A 17,439-nucleotide genomic window follows, 5' to 3' on the forward strand; every position below is an offset into this window, starting at 1 on the left:
GCTATACTTCTATACATGACATCTACTTAAAAGTATCGTAAAGTTAAGAACCGCCTTGGTACGGATCCGTATGCCAGGTGGTGTGAGAGGTCGGCTGAAGAAATAATCTTCAGCCTCCTACTCGATTGGCTTAAAAATAATATAGTTCCTTATGTGACGAATAAGAGATATTGCTCAAGATTACTTTTATGATCTAAGCTGTAATATAAAAAGGGTTTATTGCATTGGCAATAAACCCTTTTATCCTTAAATTACCACTATTAGGTAAGTGTTTTATCCGTTGTATGCCTCTACAATAATTGCATTGTCTTCCAGCATTTGTCGTAACATATTCTCAATTCCATTTTTCAATGTAAAAGTAGAAGATGGACATCCACTACAAGCACCTTGTAAAACTACCTCTACCGTATTATTAGATGGGGTATATTGTTTGAAAGCAATATTACCTCCATCTGCTTGTACTGCAGGTTTAACATACTCCTCTAAAATATTAATGATTCTTTGAGATTTCTCGTCTAAGGAATCAAAATGAGTTTCTTCTTGCTTTTCTAACTCCTTTGTATCTGTAATTAAAGACTCATCTACTGCAAGGTTTCCTTGTTCTAAAAACTCTTTGATAAAAGTTCTTGTGCTTTGGATATACTCATTCCAATCATATGCATCGTACTTAGAAATAGATACATAGTTCTCATCAATAAAAATTTCTTTTACAAAGGATTGTTTGAACAGTTCTTGTGCTAATAAAGAAGATTGAGCTTCATCAATATTTTTAAGTTCTAATGCTTTCTTTGTTAATAGCTTATTGGCAACAAATTTAATTACTGCCGGGTTAGGCGTAGATTCTGCATAGATAGTTACTGGTTGCTTTTTATTTTCTGTTTTAGTTTCCAGTAGTATTTTATTACCTTTATCCAAGAATGTTTCAATCTGCTGAGCAAGGGATTCTTTTACATCATCCCACTCTACAATTGAAAATTTTTCCACTGCAATGAAATTATTTGAGATATAAATCGTTTTAACAAAAGGAAGATAGAAAAGTTCACGAGCAAGAGGAGAGTTAGCAGTCTCATCTATGTTTTTAAATTCGTGATTTTCACCTTTTACTATAAAATCTGGTAAAACAAATTTTATAATTGTAGGATTTGACGTATTTTGAATTTGTATTTTTGACATATTACATTTTAGTTTTTTCAAAATTAACAAAGAATAAATGGAACAATCAAAGATATAATCTTTTTAAACAATTAATTAACATATAGTAAGCATTAATAATTTAAAGTAACAATTAACATGAGCAAAACAATAGGGCTTTTATTATCTGTCTTTATGTACTTGTTTTTCACCACTCCCAATTATGGAAAAGGTGGTAATAGCGATTTTGAAGCAAAGGCGCTTTTAGAAACAGAACATAGCATGGGATTTTTGCAAGAACAGCAGCCTGAAATAAAGTACGGTAAGCCATATAATTTGACCCAATGCGCTGGACCTGCTTTACAAGATCCAGCAACTTTCTATTTACCAGATGCAGTAAGAGGAATTGGAGATCAGGCAAATGGAAAAGATCAAGATGGAGTAGCTATTGTTCCTTTTGGTTTTTCATATGACTTTTATAAAAGTCAAAGTGATGCGGAAATTCAACGCGAGAAAATAAGCAGTAGAAATCTTTGGATTAGTTTACCAAAAGATAGCGCTCCTGTTAGTTATTATGTTAGAGTTTATTCGGTACAGGATCCAGATCAGTATAAGGTATGGGGATTTGATCTTGTTGTAAAACAAGAGGATTGTACCATAGCAGATATGATTGTATCTGTAGCGGACTTATATAAAAGTGTTGACTCGCCAAATGATAAAGCAAGCTTTAATTTGGGAGTAAATGCTAATGAAGCCTTTTTAGGTAATGTTACTTTATATAAAGTACAGCTTTTTGAAGTAGTCCAAGGTGTAAGAGGTCAAGAGATTTTAGATGTAGATAATAATTGGGATAATTATCTAGCCTCTAACAATACTGTGATTGAGATACAGGTGAGCGATGTGAAGAATCCTTCTAATGCTAAAGGACATAAGCGTTTTACTTTGTATACAGAGTTTTTAGACACTAATGCTACTGCTGCACTTTCTGCTCAACAAAGTAACGAAGAAACCCAAGAAGATAAACGAGAAGGAATTTTTGACCTAACACAAGCTCAAAGCCAGATCGGCAATGGTGTAATGACACCTTATTTATCTATTAGCTATTATTCGGATCACAATTTTACCAAGATCATTGAAAACCCAACTGAATTCACTGCTTTAGATGGTACAGTAGTATATGCTAGAATAAGTAATCCACTTTTTCATGCTAACCCTGTTGTGGTTAAAAGTGCTTCGATTACACTGTCTATTATAGCTAAACCAGTTATTGGTGCATTTGATAATCTAACCATGTGTACAGATAATAAAACACAGTGGAATTTTGATTTACTTGTTTTAAACAAAGACATTTTAGGAAGTTATCCAGAAGTATCGGAAGATGGAACAACCGGATATACTGTAGCTTATTTTGACAACGAGCAAGATGCTATAAAGAATGAAAATGCTATCTCTAATAGTTTAGATGTTAGCTTAAATGAAATTCGCACCTTATGGGTTAGGTTAACTGATGTAGAAACTGGAAATTTTAATCATAAAAGCTTTACTGCTTCTTTAGGATACAGCAAGATAACCACTTATAATTATGCTATAAACTATTGCTATAACGATGTACAGCAAAATACAGCTAATCTTTACGCTGGTGCAAATGGTGTGAAAGGTGCTACCGTTATAGAACGACCTGATAAAGAGTTTTATCCAAATTATGATCAATTAGATGTATTGTTTTTTGAAAATGAAATCGATGCACAAAACAATACCAATGCTTTAACTAGAGAGCAAGCTCAGAATTATCCTCTTGGTATTGGTCAGAAAAAGCAATTGTATTCTAGAGTTAAGATGGTAGAGGGATTTGCTTGTCAAAGCGATGATTATAAAACCTATACTATTAGTAGCAATTTAAGTGTGAGCGGAAGTTTTGGACCTGAACAAAATTCTTTACAATTATGTAATAATGGACAAGACCAAGGGACTATTGGTAGTAATGTTTGGTTCGAGCCAAATGACCAACAAGTTTATAGAGTTACTCTTTTCAAAGTAGTAGAGAATAATACAGCAATTGCTGTTGCAACAAAGATAGGAAGTAGTAAAGAAGAATTAGAAATGGAAATTACACAGGATGGTACGTATTTCCTTCAAGTGACTTATGCACAAAATCCTTATCCAGATTCTACCCCTTGTTCATTGCGCTCTCATAATTGGCAAGTAAAACCAGTATTTAACGTATTTATTTTAAATGCGGATGCTACCAATATGGTAAACTCTTTAGATATTGATCAAAATGGTCGTGCATTTGTAGAAATCGGAGTATCTACCGATGAGGTGGATGATTTTGAATACGCTATTGATAATGGGGCGTTCCAAAATTATAATCGCTTTGATAATATTCCTATTGGAGATCATGTTGCATGGGTAAGAAGTAAGTACAGTAACTGTGCAGTTATGACAGTGTTTTCAGTATTTGGATATCCTAAGTATTTTACACCAAATGGAGATGGATACAATGATACATGGAATATACCTGGGCTGAGTGGACACCCTGAGGCTAGAATTAATATATTTGACCGTAATGGAAAGTTATTAAAACAAATGAGTCCTAACAATATGCAAGGATGGGATGGGCTTTATAATGGTCGCCAATTACCTTCCACAGATTATTGGTTTACAGTAGAGTTTACTAATGATTTACCTGGTAATGATGAATTAAATGGACGTTCAGTAAAATATACAGGACACTTCTCTTTAAAAAGATAATTAAGTTATGAAAAGAATATTAAAAAAAGGATACCTTGTTTTAGCATTAGCTTTTGCTCAATTGGGGTTTGCCCAAGATGGTTTTGCAGTGTACACGGAGTATTTAGCAGATAACTATTATCTTTTGCACCCTGCTTTGGCTGGGATTAAAAATAGTGCTCAATTCCGATTATCCACTCGTCAGCAATGGAGTGGAGTAGAGGACGCACCTAGTTTATTAACTTTTGCTGGAAGTACTAGAGTTGCAGAGCGATCTGGAGTAGGAGTAATTGCCTATGATGATAAAAACGGATACCATAAACGAAGCGGCTTTAAAGCTACCTATTCACACTTTATCACCTTTAGTGAATCACGCTATGATTTAAACTTATTGTCCTTTGGTATTAGTGCAGGTTTTGATCGAACTAGTTTAGATGAGACAGAGTTTGGTGGATTTGACCCTAGTATTAATGGTACTATTGTAACAAAAAGCTCTAACTTTATAGTGGATGTAGGAGCTGCTTATAACTATGAAAACTTATTTACTATGTTTACTATTCAAAATTTGATTAGTTCTAAAAATAAGCTCTATAGTGATGCACAGGACAATAATTTCAGAAAGTATTTACTTGGTGCTGGATATGCTTTTGGTAATACTAAATATGGGCAAGGATGGATATATGAACCATCTACTTTAGTGCAGTATACGGAAGAATTAGAACAGTGGACTGTGGATGTAAACATGAAGGTGTATCGTCAATTGGATTTTGGTAGAATTTATGCTGGACTATCCTACAGACAATATACCGATGGGGCCGAGTATATTACTCAAGGAAAAGTAAAAACACAACGTATGCAGTATATTGCTCCTTTAATAGGAGGTAATTATAAAAACGTATCCTTTACTTATTCTTACGTAGAAGGATTAGGGGATCTGAAAATTTCCAATTCCGGAACTCACGTATTTACTTTTGGTATAAATTTATTTGCTAAAAGAAGTAGTTTAGATTGTAATTGCCCTCATGTGCAAGATTAATAATAAAAAATAATCCCGATATTTATCGGGATTATTAATTTAACCCCGTTATGAATATACTATCCCTAAGAGGTAAAACTCCTCAAATTCCTGAAGATTGTTTTGTGGCTCAGAATGCTACCATTATTGGTGATGTTACCCTTGGCAAACAGTGTAGTGTTTGGTTTAATGCCGTAATACGCGGTGATGTTAACTCTATTAGTATTGGTGATAAAGTAAACATCCAAGATGGAGCAATTATTCACTGTACCTATTTAAAGCACCCAACCCTAATTGGTAATAATGTATCTATAGGACATAATGCAATGGTACATGGATGTCATATTCACGATAATGTTTTAATTGGAATGGGAGCTATTGTGATGGATAATTGTGTAGTACATAGTAATACAATTATAGCTGCAGGAGCTGTTGTAACTCAAAATACAATAGTAGAATCAGGAGCTATTTATGCAGGTGTTCCTGCAAAAAAAGTAAAAGATATTAGCGCATCTGATTTTCAAGGAGAAATAGAGCGTATTGCTCAAAACTATGTCATGTATTCTTCTTGGTATACACAAGAGCAAAAATAAGCCTTTAAAAAAAGGGGCTATCTCATAAAGGTTACCTAGCTGTCATTCAGGAGTAAATTATTAGGTATAATTTATATTTCAGATAAAATAATTGAATTATACTAAGTAAAGCACGATATTTATTAAGTAAAAAAGGGGCTGTCTTCAATTGTGAGACAACCCCTTTTTTTTAAAAATCTTCATAGCGGATTGTTGCATTCTCTTTTACGAAACTTTTTAATATAGTAGGGTCCGTATTGGTAAGTAAAGTATGTTCACCGATTCGTGTTAATGGATGTAAAAGCCCATTGTCTAACAGTATTTTTTTGGTTTGTTTTGCAACGGCTTGTCCAGAATCTATGATTGTAATATTATTTGGAATAACCTTTTGAATTTGCTGTTTCAAATAAGGATAATGCGTACATCCTAATACTAATGTATCTATTCCTTTTTCTACCATAGGTTGCAGGTATTGTTGTAAGAGAATAGTCATTTGAGGGGAATTGATTTGACCACTTTCTATCAGTGTGACTAAATCATAGCCTATTTGCTCTATTATTTCTACCTGGGGGTATAGCTTTATAGTTGAGGTAAATAAATCGCTTGTAATGGTTCCTTTAGTGGCTAAAACGCCGATCTTAGATGTTTTAGTAAGTATTGTTGCAGGTTTAATTGCCGGCTCTATACCAATGATTGGAACCTGGTAATGATTTCTTAGTTCTTTTACAGCATTTGTGGTTGCTGTATTACAAGCTATAACAATTATTTTAGCATTTTTAGAAAGTAGATAATCTATATTTTTCATACAAAGATCTACGATAACTTGTTTGGACTTAACCCCATATGGTGCATTTTTTTGATCGGCTAAGAATATAGTGTCTTCACAGGGTAATAATGTAATTAATTCCCTCCAAATTGTGGTACCACCAATTCCCGAATCAAATAAACCTATAGGATCTGTATTTTGCATAGGCAAATATAAAAAAAAATCCACTCTAATTTTAGAGTGGATTATATATTAATTATTAGGAAAATTAGTTAACTCCTAATTCTTTTTTAACTGCCGCTAATAGGTTGTCCCCATCTGCTAATAATACTCCAGATCCCATTGAAGAATCTAATACGTAGTTAAAACCTTGTGCTTTACCAACCTTTTGGATTGCAGCTAAAGTTTTCTCTAAAATTGGTTGAGATAACTCGTATTGTTTTTTCTGTAAATCTTGTTCAGCTGTTGTACGGAATTGTTGAATTCTTTGTTGTAAGTTTTCAATTTCTAAAGCACGCTCTTCGTTAGTTGCATCACCAACTGTAGCAGCTTCTGATTGGTATTTTTGAATCTTAGTTTGGTACTCCGTCATCATTGTTGTGAAGTTTTTATCGTAGTCTTCACCAAGCTTTTTTAATTGAGCTTCTGCTGTTTTCATTGCAGGAAGTTCACTCATTAAAACTTGCACATCAATATGAGCTATTTTAGATTGCGCCATTACAGCTGTAGTACCTACGCCGAAAAACATCACAGCTGCAATTAATAAAGATTTCATTTTTTTCATTGTTACTCGATTTTTTGATTTATTGTATATAATTATTTTTCTATTTTTTTGCCTCTTGGTCCTTTTTTAATTGATCCTTTTTATCTTGGATTTCCTTGGCAATTCTTTCTTTTCTTTCTTGTTGTTCTTTGAGAGCTTTCTCTCTTCTTTCTTGAGCCTGTTGTCTAACTTGCTCTATTTCTTTGTTTCTTCTCTCAATGGCTTGCTCTCTATTTATTCGAGCTTGCTCTTGCTTTTTCTCTTGTTCAATGCGTCTTTGTTCACGTAGAGCTTCAATATCCAAGGTTGGTTTATTGCTTTGTCTTGCTTGGTTCAACTCTATACGCTTTTGTCTTTCTTGCTCAAGGAGTAAATCTCTTTGCCTTTTTTGCTCTTCGATTTCTCTTTTTTGTTGTTCGATTAAAAGCTTCCTTTCTTCTAAAGCGTCCATTTTAGCCTGCTGGTTTTTGAGCCTTTGTTCTTGCATTTCTGCTTGCTTTTGCTCGTAGAGTTTTTCCTGTTGGGCTATTTTCTCTAACCTAGCTTTTTCTTGTGCTTCTAATTTAGCTTCTCGTTGTCTTTGTAATTCTTCTCTTTTAGCAATAGCAGCTTGTTCTTTTTGGTACTGAGGATCGTTGGCTTGTTGAGCTAAACGTTCTTTCTCTTGTTGACGTAAGATACGATCTGCTTCTGCTTTTCTTCTTTGTTGCTCTTCACGACGCGATTGTCTAAGAGCCATTTGATCTTCTTGTTTTTCTTCCTCCTCTAGCTCAGCAACCTGTTTTTTAGTCATGTTTTGCTTACGCCTTGCACTGTTCATTCTTTTTAAAACAAGTTCACTTATATCATAGCGAGCACTTGCTAGAACCATAGTCGACTCTGTATTCTTATCCAAGACATAATCAAATTTTCTTGCCTGGGCGATATCCTCTACTACAGAAAATACTTGGTCTTGAATGGGCTTAGATAGCATTACTTTTTGAGTAATTAAATCTCCCTTGGTACCAAATCTTTTTTGTTGGTATTCATATAACTCTTGTTCTAAAATGGAAATTTCTTGTTCTTTTTCCTCTATTAGTTCTCGAGTTAATAGAATTCTTTCATTGGACAATGCCTGCTTCAAGGCTTGAATCTCTGCTTGCTTTTTATCGCCTTGGGCTTTCCACTGGTCGGCTCTAGAATCGATAGCAGCTGTAGCTTCTATGTATTCTGGGGTTTTACTAAGGATATATTCCATATCAATAAATGCCACCCTCGCACTACCTCCTTGGGCTATTGCCTTGGAGAAAGATAATGTAAATATACAAATTATAGAAGCTAAAACAACTCTCATTATATCGATTTTAAGTATAAACTACATTAAAATGATTGTCCTAGGATAAAATGCGTTTGCCACCCACTTTTTTGTGTTGAACCTGGAACTGGATCAAATCCATATCCAAAGTCAATACCTAAAAGTCCGAACATTGGCATAAATACACGCACTCCAAAACCTGCAGAACGTTTTAATTCAAACGGTTGGTAGTTTTTAAAAGTGTCGTATGCATTACCTGCCTCTGCGAAGGATAATAGATAAACTGACGCGCTAGGTTTTAATGTAATTGGATATCTTAACTCTAACGTAAATTTATTGTATATAGTACCTCCAATTTGTTCTCCTCTATCATTTATTGGAGTTAATGTTTGGTTTTGGTATCCTCTTAATTGAATTACCTCACGGCCATCCAAAGAGAAGTTAGCCAAACCGTCTCCACCTAAATAAAATCTTTCAAATGGTACGATACCTCTGTGCTTGTTGTATGCACCCATATATCCAAACTCTCCAAGAGTTCTAAGTACGAATTTTCCAGTAAGGGTAGTGTACCAGTCTCCTTTGAATTTTAATTTATAGTATTCTAACCAGTTGAAACGTTTTTGGTCAATTTTACCTTGATCTGGGGCTGCATCTTGCCATTTAGCAACTGCTTGTCCTTTGGCATTGATGTACTGTCCTTCTGCTAGAGGTAATCCAGTAGATGGGTCAGTCATTCCTTTTTTAGCTCTTAATTTATAAGCTTGTTCATTTTGTAAGTTTTCATAATTTACATTGTTGAACAAAGAATATGGAGGGGTAAATTTACCACTGATGCTAAAGAATGAACCAAAGGTTGGGAAAATTGGGTCAAAACCACGGTTATCACGTCTTAGTTCAATTTGGTAAGCTAAGTTTTTAGAGTCTCCATCTCCGAAGGTGAATAAACCAGTATTATAGTTTTTCATATCGTAGTATTGGAAGCTCAATGTATGAGATAATACGAAGTAATCATCTGGTACATTTAACTGTTTAGCTAATCCAAAAGATAAAGTAGTAATGTTAAATCCTCTACTTCTATCTGTAGTACGCGTATAATAATCGTACATATTTTGCTGGCTATAAGCAATAGTTCCAAAGAAACTAACTGGCTTTCTTCCACCAAACCAAGGTTCAGTGAAGCTTAAACTATAGGTCTGGTAGTAGCTACTTCCTTGTAAACGAAGTGCTAAAGACTGACCGTCTCCCATTGGGAATGGCTTATATGCATCTTTATTGAAGATGTTTCTCAAAGAGAAGTTATTAAAGGAAAGCCCTAAGGTTCCGATAAAACCACCTCCACCGTAACCACCTTGTAATTCTACCTGGCTAGATCCTTTTTCTACTACTTGCCAGTCAACATCTACTGTTCCTGCTTGAGCATCTGCATTTAAAATGTCTGGAACAATTGCTTGAGCATCAAAAATCTGTAATTGACCTAATCTTCTCATAGTTTCCATAACCTGTGCCTTTGACCAAGTCTCTCCAGGTCTAGTACGAAGCTCTCTGTGGATTACACGGTCATTGGTGTTTTGGTTACCACTAACAGTAATATTATTGAATCTTGCAATTGGACCTTCTAAAACTCTAATCTCAAAATCAATAGTATCATTGGCAGTCTTTACCTCAATTGGTTGGATACTTGAGAATAAATATCCATTGTTTTGATAAAGGTTAGTCAAATCTTGTGCATCAGGATTCTTGTTATCTTGGATTCTTTTATCTAAAAGAACTCCATTGTACACTTCTCCTTTTTCAAGTCCTAAGACTCTAGAAAGGTATGCATTATTGTATACTGTGTTTCCGATAAAGCGAATGTCTCCAAAGTAATATTTATTACCTTCTTGTACATCAATATCAATAGCAACTGTATTTGTTATTGGATCGTAACCTGTAGTGTCTGCTACAATACGCGCATCACGGTATCCGTTTTCTTTATATTTATCAACAATATTTGCTAAGTCTTCTTCATATTTAGTAGAAATAAACTTAGAGGCTTTAAAAATACGAAGGGGATTCCAAGGGCTACGCACTTTGGTATCTTTCATCGCTTTCTTTAAGGCCTTATCACTTAGTTGTTCATTTCCGTTAAAATGAATATCCGATATCTTTACTTTTTTACCCTTATCTACTCCAATGATTAGATCCACTCTTCTACCAAGAGAATCTGTAGGAATAGTTTGAAGAGTAACTTTAGTATTGTAGAAACCGTCTTTTTTGTATTTATTTAATAAAAAGTACTTTGTTGTAGAAAGGAAGTTTTCATTAACAATTTGTCCTTTTGTCAATTTAGCCTCTTTGATAAGACTTTCTGATTTTGTCTTTTTATATCCATTAACGCGTATGTTATCTAAACGCGGTAATTCATTTAAAGTAAGTTCTAAATTGATTGTATCATTAACCACAGATGTTTCATAGATATTAATATCTGTGAAGAAATTTAAATTCCACAACTTTTTAAGTGCGTCTGAAATTTCCTCACCAGGAACAGCTATTTTTTGCCCTTTGTTAAGGCCAGTAAAGGTTATAACGGTTTGAGGGTTATAATTGTATTTTCCAGTTACGGTGATATCTCCAAGGGTATAAATTTTTGGAGATTCAAAAGAAGGAAAGTTTATACTGTCTTGTGCTTTTGTTTGGGTGCAGAAGAATCCTGCGACTAACAGTGCAAAAAGAGAGGTACCTTTTTGAAACATTATTTACGTTTTTTATTAAAGTTGTTCACTAGTTTTTCCAAATCTTCTTTCTCTATTTTGGTAGGTAAGAAGGGCCTTATAAAATTCTTGTTCACTAAAGTCTGGCCAAAGTACTTCGGTGAAATATAATTCCGCATAGGCGATTTGCCATAGCATGAAATTACTGATTCTTTGCTCTCCGCTAGTTCTAATTAACAGATCCACATCAGGTAAGCTACGCGTGTAAAGATGCTCATTAATAATTGATTCATCAATATCGCTTGGCGAAATTAAGTTATTTTTAACTTTAATCGAAATATTTTTTATTGCTTCGATCATTTCGTTGCGAGAACCGTAACTTAAGGCTAATGTAAGTGTTAATCCTGTGTTAGATTTTGTAGTTTCCATAACTTCAGCTAAGTTCTTTCTCACCTTAGAGGGTAATAAATCTAAATTACCCATTGCAGTTAACATTACATTGTTTTGCATAAAGGTAGGAAGTTCTTTCTTTAAAGATCTAACCATTAAATCCATCAGCATATCAATCTCGAATTTTGGTCTTGACCAGTTTTCAGTTGAAAAAGCATACAAAGTCAAATAGGGGATTTTTAAGTCAACACAGGTTTTAATAGTAGAGCGAACGGATTTAACCCCATTTTCATGGCCAATTGTTCGTAAAAAACCTTGCTTTTTTGCCCACCTACCGTTACCATCCATAATGATAGAAACGTGTTGTGGTAATTTTTTTAAGTCTATTTCTTGTTCTAAATTCATTTAATCTGCACAATAACATGGGTTTTTTCCAAAGGTATAACTCAATGAAATACCTGAGAAGAAAAACCAATCATTTCGGTTTTTTCCGAAACTATAGGGTTGTCTAATTTCTTGGGTTGGGTGGCTTCCATCTAAATTATTGGTAAAGGTATAGTTAGCCGCAACCTCTGCATTTATGTTCAAAGTTGGAGTTAATCTAAATTTTATTCCCAGGGCAAATGGTATTGCCATGGAATTTTTCTTATCTCCTTTCACTAAATCTATTCTCGAAGAAGGATACATATTATCCTCGGGTTCATCTGGCTTATAATATAAATCTGTATAGCGGATTGCCGATAAGCCTAAATACATATAAGGTGTTAAACCAAATTCTTCTTCATGTAAATCAAATTCAAAAAAGTTGAATTCTATACCAATAGACAATTGATCAATGGTATTTGTAAAATTCAAACCTCTTTCTTTTCTGTAACCCATATCGGATTTGGCGTCATCTCCACTGATTTTAGTTTGTATGTAACTTAATCGGTAAGAGTGTCTTGGACTGCGATTTAATCTATAAAAAACAGAAAATCCTGGGTCTTTTGGGTTGATAAATTGGGTAGAACCTATATCTCCAACATAATTTCCTGCTCCAATGCCAACTCCCACTTCATGGATTTGCCCATAGCAAAGAGTTAGACTAAAGGTCAATAATAATGACAGTAGGATTTTGTTCATTCTGTTAAATTAATTTACAAATATAGTAATATAGACAAATAATAACGTAATTATTTTTTAGGGAAGTAAATTACCCTATCCCGTTATAACTCTTCCTCTAGCATTTTAGTATATAGGTTGAAGGTTATTTGTTATGGTTAGTTTCGCTTGTCTTCTCCCCAAAGTAGTTTTGTCCTTAAAGTTTTTATAAAGCTTTGAGAAGGGAATTCTACTAAATCTATTGTAAATGAAGCTTTTGAAATGGTAAGTTCTGTCTCGTTATCTATTGCTTTAGTGGTAGTGTCTAAAGAAACTAAAAATTGACTTTCACGGCTACTTACTTTTAGCTTTATATCTAAATTGTCTGGAATTACTAAGGGTCTTACATTTAAATTATGAGGAGCCAAAGGGGTAATCACAAAGCAATTTGTCTCTGGTTCAATAATTGGACCTCCACAGCTCAGAGAATATCCAGTTGAGCCTGATGGGGTAGAAATAATAAGTCCATCTGCCCAATAAGTAGCCAAATACTCATTGTTCAAATAAGTATCTACAGTAATCATCGATGTAGTGTTTTTTCTAGAAACTGTCACCTCATTTAAAGCATATTGAATATCAAAATCGTTGTTTTTTGCAGGATTACATTGTAAAGATAAAAGTGTTCTTTTTGATAGAGTATAGGTGTTCTCGAAGATATGCGGCAATAAAATTTCTATGTCATCTTGTTGTACGTTAGCTAAGAATCCAAGGCGACCTGCATTAATACCCACAATAGGAATATTCATGCTTTTTATAAAGTTTGCAGCTCTTAACATGGTACCATCACCTCCAATACCTATAAAGAAATCAATATTATCACTTAATCGGTTCTCTTCTCCGAAAGTAGTATATTCTTTAGAGAGTATATTATTTTGTTTTAGTAAATGGTAAAAGTGGGCTTCAAATATAATTTCAACCTCATATTCTTTAAAAACATTTAAAAGCCTTAGGATAATATTTTGAACTATGGGCTTACTTGTTTGTCCGTAGATTGCAATCTTCATTATTATATGTTTAGAAATTTATTGATGTATTGAGATCTCTCTTGTAAATCGTTTAGGTAGTCATCTTCTATGTGATGGGTTATAATTTGATAACCATGGCGCCTTAATTCATCTAAGATGATCTTAGTATTGTGTTTGTTTTTCTTTAAAAGGATGTGCATTTGGTCCTCTAGAGTTTGTAAGGTAACAATGCCATATAATTTAGCATTATTGCTTTCTACAATTTGGCTAATGGTAGAAATACTATATTGCAGTATATGATGACTAACAACTAAAGTTGTGCCAACTTCATCCAAAAATAGGGTAGAGGGCCAAAAATTCAGAAGGCTTTGTTTTTTTACAATTCCAAGCAGTTGTCTGTTTTGGTCTATTACAGCCAGTACATTAGCATCGTTGTTTATTAAAATATCATATATCTCAAAGATGTTCAGAATTGTAGGGCTTTGAAGATAAAAATGCTCTAAGTCATAGATGATTTCTTTAATGGAATCATTGGCATTTTCCTCTTGGAAATCTTGATGGTATAAACATCCTAAAAATAGACCTTGAGCATTACTCAATGGCAAATGCGAAAGGTTATTTTCCTTTAAAAAGGCCAAAGCTTGCGCAATACTACTTTCTGGGGTAAAAGCAGGAATTGGATGAATTAATTCCGATTTAAAGTCAAACATTATACTACCAGTTTATTATCAACTGCAAAATAATCAAAAATTAATCAATTAAGGTTAATTATACTTTGTATTTTTGTGATTAAATTTTTTTTAATTATGACTAAATTATCTGTTAATATTAATAAAATTGCCACTCTTAGGAATTCAAGAGGTGGGAATGTGCCTGATTTATTACAAGTGGCTCGTGATGTTCAAAAATTTGGTGCCCAAGGAGTGACTATTCACCCAAGACCTGATGAAAGACATATCCGTTATCAAGATGCTAGAGATTTAGTAGATGTTGTTCATACAGAATATAATATTGAAGGGAATCCTATGGATAATTTTTTAAATCTTGTATTCGAATGTAAACCAACTCAAGTTACATTAGTACCAGATACGGTAGGTCAACTTACTAGCAATGCTGGTTGGGATACGATAAAAAATAAATCTTTTTTAAGTGAGGTTATACAGGAATGTAAAGCAAAAGGTATTCGTACTTCTATTTTTGTAGACCCAGAGTTATCCATGATTGAGGGTGCTGCTTTAGTTGGTACAGACCGTATCGAATTATATACCGAAGAATTCGCTACTCAATATGGTCTTGGTAATTTAAAGGCAATTGAGCCTTATATTAAATGTGCGGAGTTAGCAAATGAATTGGGATTAGGAGTTAATGCGGGACACGACCTTAGCTTAGATAATATTGCTTTTTTCAAGCAAAATATTCCAGGACTACTAGAGGTGTCTATTGGACATGCTCTAATTGCTGAATCTTTGTATTTAGGATTAGAAAATGTTGTTAATATGTATGTTAGAAAATTACAATAATGCAAAATATATTACATTCTAATATTCAAGGTGAAGGAGGTATTCCTTTTATAGTTATGCACGGCTACTTAGGTATGAGTGATAACTGGAAGAGCTTTGCCAGACAAATGGCCAATATTGGCTATGAAGTTCATGCTTTGGATTTGAGAAATCACGGTAGAAGTTTCCATAGTAAAGTATGGTCCTATGAAGATATGGTGCAAGATGTGGTAAATTACATGGATCATCATAATATAGCCAAAGCTATGGTATTAGGTCATTCTATGGGGGGTAAAGTAGCTATGCTTTTGGCTACTGAGTTTCCAGAGAAAGTGGAGCGTTTAATCGTGGCCGATATATCCCCAAAATTCTACCCAGAACATCATCAGAGTATTTTCAAGGCTTTAAATGCAGTAGATTTTAGCCTTAAGCCCTCTAGAGCTAAGGTGGATGAAATTATATCTTCTCATTTAAGTGATGCCTCTACTAAGATGTTTTTATTAAAGAGTTTGTATTGGGTAGAGCCAGAGCAGTTAGGTTTTCGTTTTAACCTAGAGGTATTCAATAATAATCCAAAAGTAGTCGGACAGGCTTTACCTGAGGAAAATATCTATAATGGACCAACCCTTTTTATTAGAGGTGGATCCTCAGATTATATCCAAGAAGAAGACTTTGAATTACTTCATGTGCATTTCCCATTAGCAGTTGTGAAAACTATTCCAAATGCAGGACACTGGTTACATGCACAAGAACCTCAAATGTTTTTTGAATTTGTAGAAGAATTTTTACAATAATATAAAAATGTGCTTTCTGACATAAAAAAGAGGTGTTTTTAAGATTAAAAAACTATAAATCAGCCGAATAATCGTTTAGATGATTCGGCTGATTTTTTTTTGTAAAAAAAGTAAATCTGCATTTTTTAGGCAATTTACTGGGTGGATTTTGTAGTATGTGATGGTATTGTGAGATTATAGTCTTAATTTTTTTACAATAATGGCTTTTTGTTTAGAAAAATTTAAGCGCACTGTGTTTTGTATAATTTCGTAATATTTAGATAAAATCAATTATTATGCTTGCATAGTATGTGTTATTATTGATAATAATGTATTTATCATTCTTTAAATGTTAAAATAAGAATTAAAAATTTGTAAAATTATTGTAATCAGTTATATTTGAATAATGACGAAATTTAAATAAAAAACGATTATGATTAGAAAATTAATATCATTGTCCCTGTTGTCTTTGATTTCTTTCTCTGCTTTTGCAGGAGGATATCGAGTTAGTATGCAAGGAAACAAACAACTTGCAATGGGACACACAGGGGTAGCTGTTATTAGTGGTGCGGAGACTTTGTTCTTCAATCCTGCAGCTTCGGTTTTTTTGAAAGATAAGTGGACTTTTTCAGCTGGGGTGAGTTACTTAGTAGCCGACACTAAGTTTGAGAACAAAACCTACGATTGGAAAGATGAGACCCGCAATCCTGGAACACCTATGTATGCTTATGCTGTTTATAAGCCAATGGAGTGGCTGAGTTTAGGATTGGCTATTTATACTCCTTATGGTAGTAAAGTAGAATGGGACAAAGGTTGGCAAGGTGCTCACCTTGTAAATAATATCGATTTAAAATCCTTTTATGTTCAGCCAACTGTTGCTGTAAAAGTAAATGAACGCTTTAGTTTCTCAGGAGGACCTATCTTTGTTACAGGAGGGGTAACTTTTAATCGAAATGTATCCAGAAGCTTAGCTGATGAGCAAGGTAACTACACTAATGTTACTGTGAAATCTCATAATGTAACAGCTTGGGGATGGACAGCAGGTTATTTGCTAAATGTAGATGATCATTTGCGTATAGGAATGAATTATCGTTCTGAAATAAAAATGAAAGCTAAAAATGGTACTGCTACTTTTTATGATGTACCAAGTTTTGCACAGGCACTTTTTAAAGATGGTAAAATTACTGCAGAGATGCCTTTGCCAGCAGAGTTAACTGTGGGAGCTTCTTATGAATGGAATAAATGGTTATTTGCTTTTGATTACAATAGAGCTTTTTGGAATGTATATAAAGCCTTGACCATTGATTTTGTAGATAGTCCAGCTATTGGTACTTCTGTTAATCCTAGAAATTATAAAGACTCTAGTACCTACCGTGTCGGAGTACAATATACAGTTAATGATGCATGGAGTGTACGTGCAGGATGGTATTACGATGAAAGTCCAGTACAAGATGGTTATTTCGCACCAGAAACTCCTAGAAATGACTCTAGGGCATATACAGGAGGATTTACTTATAAATTTAAAAATGGTATTGGTATCGATGTTGCTGCCAATTTTATGAACTTCAGTAGTATAAAGAACTCTTATGACTATTATCTAGAAGATGGTAATTATGTTTCTTTCGGTGGAGTATATAAAAGTGCAGTTACAAGTGGAAGTGTAGGAATTAGCTATAGCTTCTAAGACGTAGACCAACAACCAGCCAACAAA

General features: G+C 33.9%; 15 protein-coding genes. 6 read left to right on the plus strand and 9 right to left on the minus strand.

Features of this window, described 5'->3' with window-relative positions; genetic code table 11:
- Nucleotides 1-273: 273 nt before the first annotated feature.
- Entirely contained in the window at nt 274-1,173 is a 900-nt protein-coding gene (locus ACYSNX_RS07580; protein ID WP_461754080.1) for a NifU family protein, read from the minus strand.
- A 117-nt stretch (nt 1,174-1,290) separates the two neighbouring features.
- Between ACYSNX_RS07580 and ACYSNX_RS07585 the strand changes: the two genes are divergently transcribed.
- Genes ACYSNX_RS07585 through ACYSNX_RS07595 form a run of 3 tightly spaced genes read left to right on the plus strand, consistent with a single transcriptional unit; the run spans nt 1,291 to nt 5,469 of the window.
- A complete protein-coding gene (locus tag ACYSNX_RS07585) occupies nt 1,291-3,882 on the plus strand; it encodes a T9SS type B sorting domain-containing protein (protein ID WP_461754081.1) in 2,592 nt (863 codons plus the stop codon).
- 7 nt (nt 3,883-3,889) lie between these two features.
- On the plus strand, nt 3,890-4,897 hold the full coding sequence (locus tag ACYSNX_RS07590; RefSeq protein ID WP_461754082.1) for a PorP/SprF family type IX secretion system membrane protein: 1,008 nt from the start codon (nt 3,890-3,892) through the stop codon (nt 4,895-4,897).
- Nucleotides 4,898-4,947: 50 nt separating this feature from the next.
- On the plus strand, nt 4,948-5,469 hold the full coding sequence (locus ACYSNX_RS07595) for a gamma carbonic anhydrase family protein (RefSeq protein ID WP_461754083.1): 522 nt from the start codon (nt 4,948-4,950) through the stop codon (nt 5,467-5,469).
- A 169-nt stretch (nt 5,470-5,638) separates the two neighbouring features.
- On the opposite strand, the gene murI is transcribed toward ACYSNX_RS07595, so the two are convergent.
- The 8 genes from murI to ACYSNX_RS07635 all read right to left on the minus strand — a co-directional run bounded on the left by murI (nt 5,639) and on the right by ACYSNX_RS07635 (nt 14,166).
- Nucleotides 5,639-6,418, minus strand: coding sequence for a glutamate racemase (murI, locus tag ACYSNX_RS07600; RefSeq protein WP_461754084.1), 780 nt, complete (start codon nt 6,416-6,418; stop codon nt 5,639-5,641).
- 64 nt (nt 6,419-6,482) lie between these two features.
- Nucleotides 6,483-6,998, minus strand: coding sequence for an OmpH/Skp family outer membrane protein (locus ACYSNX_RS07605; protein WP_461754085.1), 516 nt, complete (start codon nt 6,996-6,998; stop codon nt 6,483-6,485).
- A gap of 40 nt (nt 6,999-7,038) precedes the next feature.
- Entirely contained in the window at nt 7,039-8,310 is a 1,272-nt protein-coding gene (locus ACYSNX_RS07610) for an OmpH/Skp family outer membrane protein (RefSeq protein ID WP_461754086.1), read from the minus strand.
- Nucleotides 8,311-8,336: 26 nt separating this feature from the next.
- Nucleotides 8,337-11,003, minus strand: a complete 2,667-nt coding sequence (locus ACYSNX_RS07615) for a BamA/OMP85 family outer membrane protein (protein WP_461754087.1) — start codon at nt 11,001-11,003, stop codon at nt 8,337-8,339.
- 15 nt (nt 11,004-11,018) lie between these two features.
- Entirely contained in the window at nt 11,019-11,756 is a 738-nt protein-coding gene (locus ACYSNX_RS07620; RefSeq protein WP_461754088.1) for an isoprenyl transferase, read from the minus strand.
- Nucleotides 11,757-12,473 carry a type IX secretion system protein PorG gene (porG, locus tag ACYSNX_RS07625; RefSeq protein WP_461754089.1) on the minus strand — a complete coding sequence of 239 codons (717 nt, stop codon included), beginning with the start codon at nt 12,471-12,473 and terminating at the stop codon, nt 11,757-11,759.
- 137 nt (nt 12,474-12,610) lie between these two features.
- The gene (locus ACYSNX_RS07630; protein WP_461754090.1) at nt 12,611-13,495 is read right to left on the minus strand and encodes an NAD kinase; all 885 of its coding nucleotides are present in this window, start codon (nt 13,493-13,495) and stop codon (nt 12,611-12,613) included.
- A 2-nt stretch (nt 13,496-13,497) separates the two neighbouring features.
- Nucleotides 13,498-14,166, minus strand: a complete 669-nt coding sequence (locus tag ACYSNX_RS07635; protein WP_461754091.1) for a hypothetical protein — start codon at nt 14,164-14,166, stop codon at nt 13,498-13,500.
- Nucleotides 14,167-14,262: 96 nt separating this feature from the next.
- Here ACYSNX_RS07635 and ACYSNX_RS07640 point away from each other — a divergent pair, with 96 nt between their 5' ends.
- The 3 genes from ACYSNX_RS07640 (at nt 14,263) to ACYSNX_RS07650 (ending at nt 17,412) form a co-directional block, all read left to right on the plus strand.
- Entirely contained in the window at nt 14,263-14,976 is a 714-nt protein-coding gene (locus ACYSNX_RS07640; protein WP_461754092.1) for a pyridoxine 5'-phosphate synthase, read from the plus strand.
- On the plus strand, nt 14,976-15,749 hold the full coding sequence (locus ACYSNX_RS07645; RefSeq protein WP_461754093.1) for an alpha/beta fold hydrolase: 774 nt from the start codon (nt 14,976-14,978) through the stop codon (nt 15,747-15,749). Before ACYSNX_RS07640 ends, ACYSNX_RS07645 begins: the two co-directional genes overlap by 1 nt.
- A gap of 412 nt (nt 15,750-16,161) precedes the next feature.
- On the plus strand, nt 16,162-17,412 hold the full coding sequence (locus tag ACYSNX_RS07650; RefSeq protein WP_461754094.1) for an OmpP1/FadL family transporter: 1,251 nt from the start codon (nt 16,162-16,164) through the stop codon (nt 17,410-17,412).
- Nucleotides 17,413-17,439 lie beyond the last annotated feature (27 nt).

This window comes from Myroides sp. LJL115 (assembly GCF_054871665.1).